The following is a 6,066-nucleotide window of genomic DNA, read 5'->3' on the forward strand; positions in this document are numbered from 1 at the left end:
GAGCACTACCGCGCCCCAGCCACCAGCACCGAGAAGATACTCGCCGGCATCTACGCCCAAGCCCTCGGCGTGGACCAAGTCGGTGTCGACGACTCCTTCTTCGAGCTGGGTGGGGATTCCATTTTGTCGATGCAGGTAGTCGCCCGGGCCAAGGCCGCTGGCCTGGCGTTGAGGCCGCGCGACATTTTCGTCGAGCAGACGGTCGCCCGGCTGGCCCGAGTGGCGACGGCCATGACCGCCGTCGGGGACTTCGCCGATGCCGGTGTCGGGCCGGTGATTCCCACCCCGATCATCCGATGGCTGGCCGGCGTGGACGGTCCGGTTGACCAGTTCAACCAGACCATCGTGGTACAGGCCCCGGCGGGGGTGACCGAGGCCGACGTGGTGGTGATGTTGCAGGCCTTGCTAGACCGCCACGCCATGTTGCGGTTGCGCGTCGATGAGGAGAACGGCGGGGATTGGTCGTTGACCGTGCCGGAGGCGGGCTCGGTGGACGCGCGCGGCTGCCTGCAATCGGCGGACGCGTTATCGGACGAGGCGCTGATCGCGGCGCGCTCGCGATTGGATCCGGCCGCCGGAATGATGCTGCGCGCCTTGTGGATTGCCGACACGGGCCAGCTGGCGCTGATCATTCACCATCTCGCCGTTGACGGGGTGTCGTGGCGAATCCTGTTGGAGGATCTCAACATCGCGTGGGCGCAGCACCACAGCGGCCAGCCGGTGACATTGCCGGAGGGCGGAACATCATTCGCCCGGTGGGCCTCGCTGCTGAGCAGACAGGCGCACGAGCCAACGGTGGTAGAACACGCCGAGGCGTGGCGCCGGATGGCGGCAGCCCCCGCCGCGTTGCCCGCAATCCAACCGCAAGCGGATACGTTCGCCACGGCTGGGCACTTGTCGGTGGAACTGGATGCCGAAACCACCCGGCTGCTTCTCGCTGAGGTGCCGGCCGCGTTCCACGCCGGCGTCCAGGACATCTTGTTGATCGCCTTCGGATTGGCGTGGACGCATTTCCGAGGCGCCGGCAGCGCTCCCGTCGGCATCGACGTCGAGGGGCACGGGCGGCATGAGGAACTGGCCGCGGATGTCGACCTGTCGCGCACGGTGGGATGGTTCACCACCAAATATCCGGTGGCCTTGACGATAGGCGGCGTTTCCTGGCCGCAGGTGGTGGCCGGTGAGGCTGCGCTGGGCGGGGCGATAAAGGACGCCAAAGAGCAGCTCCGCGCCGTGCCCGAGCCGCTGACCTATGGTCTGTTGCGCTATCTGAATGCCGGCATCGAGCTCGCCGGGGCCGACCCGGCGATTGGATTCAACTATCTGGGTCGTTTGGGCGCGGCGCCCGACGTGCTCGGCGACTTGTGGCGGATCAGTCAGGACGGCCTGTCGGCCACCGGCGCGGCCACAGCGATACCGATGCCGCTGGCGCACACCCTCGAACTCAACATCGGCACCGTCGACACCGAGGCCGGCCCGTACCTGCACGCGAACTGGACGTGGGCGCAATCGGCACTGGATCACACCCAAGTCGGCCGGCTCAGCCAGCTATGGTTCGACGCCCTCGTCGGCATCTGTGCGCACGTCCAACACGGCGGGGGCGGGCTGACACCGTCCGACATCGCGCCGGCCCGGCTCAGCCAGCTACAGATCGACGAGCTGCAGCGGCAATACGCGATTGCTGACGTGTTGCCGTTGACCCCGATGCAGCACGGACTGTTCTTCCACGCCAGCACCGCGCACGGCAACGATGACGCTGTCTATGCGATGCAGCTCGACATCACGTTGAGCGGACCCCTCGACCGGCACAAGCTCCGCGACGCCGTTCACACGGTGGTCAGTCGGCATCCGAACCTCGCGGCGCGCTTCTGCCAACAATTTGACGAGCCGGTACAGGTCATTCCCGCCAATCCCGAGACACCCTGGCGGTATGTCGACCTCGACGGTGCCGACGCCTCGCAGCAGATCCCGTTGGTGTGTGCGGCCGAACGGGCGGCGGTCTGCGACCTCACCGCCCCGCCGGCCTTCCGGGTCACGTTGATCCGTACGGCGCCAGACCGGCACGAACTCGTGGTGACCTCGCACCACATCGTGCTGGATGGCTGGTCGCTGCCAATCCTGTTGCAAGAAATCTTCGCCGGCTACTACGGTCAACGGCTTCCGGCGCCGGTCCCGTATCGCAGATTCGTCACCTGGCTGGCCGAGCGAGACCTCGACGCCGCACAGGCGGCCTGGCGTGAGGTGCTGGCGGGCTTTGACACCCCCACATTGGTGGGTCCACCAGGGCGTCCGCAGCTCGGCCCGCGAGGCGTCACCTCATATCTGTTGCCGGACGAAATCACGCGCGCCCTCGGTCAGCTGGCCCGCTCGCAGCACACCACCGTCAACACCGTGCTGCAGGCCGCCTGGGCGTTACTGCTGACCTCGCTGACCGGCCGCCCCGATGTCGCCTTCGGCGTCGCAGTCTCGGGCAGGCCGGCCGACATCGTCGGTGCGGACGCGATGGTAGGCCTTTTGATCAACACGGTGCCGGTGCGAGCGAACATCACGCACGCGACCAGCACCGCCGACCTGCTGGACCATCTGCAACGCGCCCACACCAAAACCCTTGAGCATCAACACCTTGCGCTTAGCGAGATCCACCGCAGCACCGGCCACGACCAACTGTTCGATACGCTGTTCGTGTTCCAGAACTACCCGATCGACACCGGCGCACCGTTGGGCGTCGACGGGTTGAACATCGCGGCGTTCACCAGCCGCGAATACAACCACTACCCGCTGACGGTCCAAGCCACTCCCGGCACCCAACTCGGCCTGCGTATCGAATTCGACACTGATGTGTTTGATGCCGCCAGTGTCGAGGTGTTGGTGGGGCGGTTGCGGGGGGTGTTGGTGGGGATGACGGGTGATTCGGGGCGGCGGTTGTCGTCGGTGGGTGTGGTTGGTGGTGTTGAGCGAGATTGTTTGTGGGGGTGGGGTAATCGGGCGGTGTTGGGTGCGCCGGTGGTGTCGGGGGTGTCGATTCCGGCGGTGTTTGGTGCGCAGGTGGGGCGTGTGCCGGGGGCGGTGGCGGTTAGTTTTGCGGGTCGGTCGATGAGTTATCGCGAGCTTGATGAGGCGTCGAATCGGTTGGCGCATCTGTTGGTGGCCCGGGGTGCGGGTCCGGGACGGGTTGTGGCGTTGTTGTTGTCGCGGTCGGTCGAGGCGGTCGTGGCGGTTGTGGCGGTGCTTAAGACTGGGGCGGGGTATTTGCCGATTGATCCGGCGGCGCCGCAGGCGCGGGTGGGGTTCATGGTGGGTGATGCCGGGCCGGTCGCGGTGGTCACTACTGCTGAGTTTGTGTCGCGGCTGGGTGGTTTTGGTGTGGCGGTGATCGATGTTGAGGATCCTGGGGTTTTGGGGTTTTCGTCGGCGGGGTTGGCGGTGCCGGCGGCCGATGATATTGCCTATGTGATTTACACCTCGGGCACGACGGGGGTGCCGAAGGGGGTGGCGGTTACTCATCGCAGTGTGATCGAGCTTTTGGGGTCGCTGGGCGAGCGTGTGGTGTTGGCGGGCCAGGTGTGGTCGCAGTGGCATTCGTTGGCCTTCGATGTGTCGGTGTGTGAGATCTTTGGCGCGTTGTTGGGTGGTGGGCGCTTGGTGGTGGTGCCTGAGTTGGTGGCTCGTTCGCCAGAAGACTTGCACGCGTTGCTGATCCGTGAGCGGGTCGGGGTGTTGAGTCAGACCCCGTCGGCGTTTTATGCGTTGCAGGCAGTCGATGCACTGGCCTGCGAACCGCAGGGCCGGCTGGGGTTGCGGGCGGTGTTGTTTGCTGGTGAGGCGTTGGAGCCGCAGCGTCTGGGTGGGTGGATGGACCAGCATTCGGGGTTGCCGCGGTTGATCAATTTGTATGGCACCACCGAGACGACGGTGCATGCGTCGTTCCGCGAAATCGTCGAGCGTGATGTGGATGTCAGTGTGAGCCCGATTGGGGTGCCGTTGGGTCATTTGGCTTTTTTTGTGCTGGATGGTTGGTTGCGTCCGGTGCCGGTCGGGGTGGTGGGGGAGTTGTATGTGGCCGGGCGCGGGGTGGGGGTGGGGTATGTGGGTCGGGCGGGGTTGACCGGGTCGCGGTTTGTGGCGTGTGCGGCTGGTGGTGTGGGGGCGCGGATGTATCGCACCGGGGATTTGGTGCGGTGGGGTGCGGGTGGGCAGTTGGAGTATGTGGGTCGTGCTGATGAGCAGGTGAAGATCCGCGGGTATCGCATCGAGCTGGGTGAGATTCAGGCGGTGTTGGCCGGTTTGGCTGGGGTGGAGCAGGCGGCGGTGGTTGCCCGTGAGGATCGGCCCGGTGAGAAGCGGTTGGTGGGTTACGTTGTCGGAGCGGTGGATCCGGCCGAGCTGCGTGAGGGGCTGGGCGAGCGGTTGCCGGCTTGGATGGTGCCCGCGGCGGTGGTGGTGGTTGAGGCGTTGCCGTTGACGGTCAACGGCAAGCTCGACAAGCGGGCCCTGCCGGTACCGGAGTACGGCGATGTCGATCGTTACCGGGCTCCGGTCACGCCCATGCAGGATGTTTTGGCCGGTATCTATGCGCGGGTGCTGGGTGTGGAGCGGGTCGGGGTCGATGATTCGTTCTTTGATTTGGGTGGGGATTCGTTGTCGGCGATGCGGTTGGTCGCGGCGGTCAATACCTCGTTGGGTGCTGGTCTTGGGGTGCGTGAGGTTTTCGATGCGCCGACGGTGGCCCGGTTGGCGGCCCGGATCGGTTCGGGTGGGGGTGGGTTGGAGCCGGTGGTGGCTGCCGGTGAGCGTCCGGCGGTGGTGCCGTTGTCGTTTGCCCAGAACCGGTTGTGGTTTATCGATCAGTTGCAGGGCCCGTCGGCGGTCTACAACATGGCGACGGCGTTGCGGTTGTGTGGGCGCTTGGATGCTGGGGCGTTGGGGGCGGCGTTCGGTGATGTGGTGGGCCGCCATGAGAGTCTGCGCACGGTGTTCGGCGCGGTCGATGGTGTTCCGCATCAGGTGGTGAGGGCCGCTGGGGGTGTCGATTTTGGTTGGCAGATCATCGATGCGGCCGGCTGGTCGCGGGATCGGCTTGATCAAGCGATCGTGGAGACGGCGGGTCACGGTTTTGATCTGGCGAGCGAGATTCCGTTGCGGGCCAGGCTTTTCCGGATCGCTGCTGATGAGCATGTGTTGGTGGCGGTGGTGCACCATATCGCCGCTGACGGCTGGTCGCTCACCGCGTTGGTGGCCGATCTGGGCAAGGCGTATCGGGCGCGGCTGAGCGGCCACGTCCCGGGATGGGCGCCGTTGGCGGTGCAGTATGTCGACTACACGCTGTGGCAGCGCGCCCAGTTCGGTGGCCTCGACGATCCCGGCAGCCGCATCGGCGCGCAGCTGGCGTATTGGGAACAGGTGCTGGCGGGGCTGCCTGAGCGGCTGGTGTTGCCCACCGATCGGCCCTATCCGCCGGTCGCTGATCAGCGCGGCGCCACGGTGACGGTGGACTGGCCAGCCCAGCTGCAGTTGGGGATGACTCGGCTGGCTCGCGAGCACGATGCGACGAGCTTCATGGTGGTGCAGGCCGCGCTTGCGGTGCTGTTGGGCACGCTGGGTGCTAGTTGCGATGTGGCGGTGGGGTTTCCGGTCGCGGGCCGGCGTGATCCGGCGCTTGATGAGTTGGTGGGTTTTTTCGTCAACACGTTGGTGTTGCGGGTGGATCTAGGTGGCGATCCCACGATCGCTGAGTTGCTGGCCCAGGTGCGCGCGCGCAGCCTGGCCGCCTATGACCACCAAGACGTGCCCTTCGAGGTGCTTGTTGATCGGCTCAATCCCACCCGCAGCCTGGCGCATCACCCGCTGGTGCAGGTGATGTTGGCCTGGCAGAACTGGCAGGCCGCCGACCCGGCAGCGATGGTGGCGTTGGGCGAGGTGCAGGCATCGCCGCTGCCGGTGCACACCCACACCGCGCGCATGGACCTGTCGCTTTCCCTTGGGCAGCGCTGGGATGAATCAGGGGCGCCCGCCGGGATTGGCGGGACGGTGGAGTTTCGCACCGATGTGTTCGACGCACCCACCATCGAA

The 6,066-nt window shown here is 66.1% G+C and carries 1 protein-coding gene; it reads left to right on the plus strand.

What is annotated here, in order from left to right:
• A partial coding sequence (locus tag AC5Y30_RS25350; RefSeq protein WP_499922032.1) for an amino acid adenylation domain-containing protein occupies window positions 1–6,066 on the plus strand: 6,066 nt, incomplete at both ends.

This window comes from Mycobacterium sp. NGS27 (assembly GCF_059813005.1).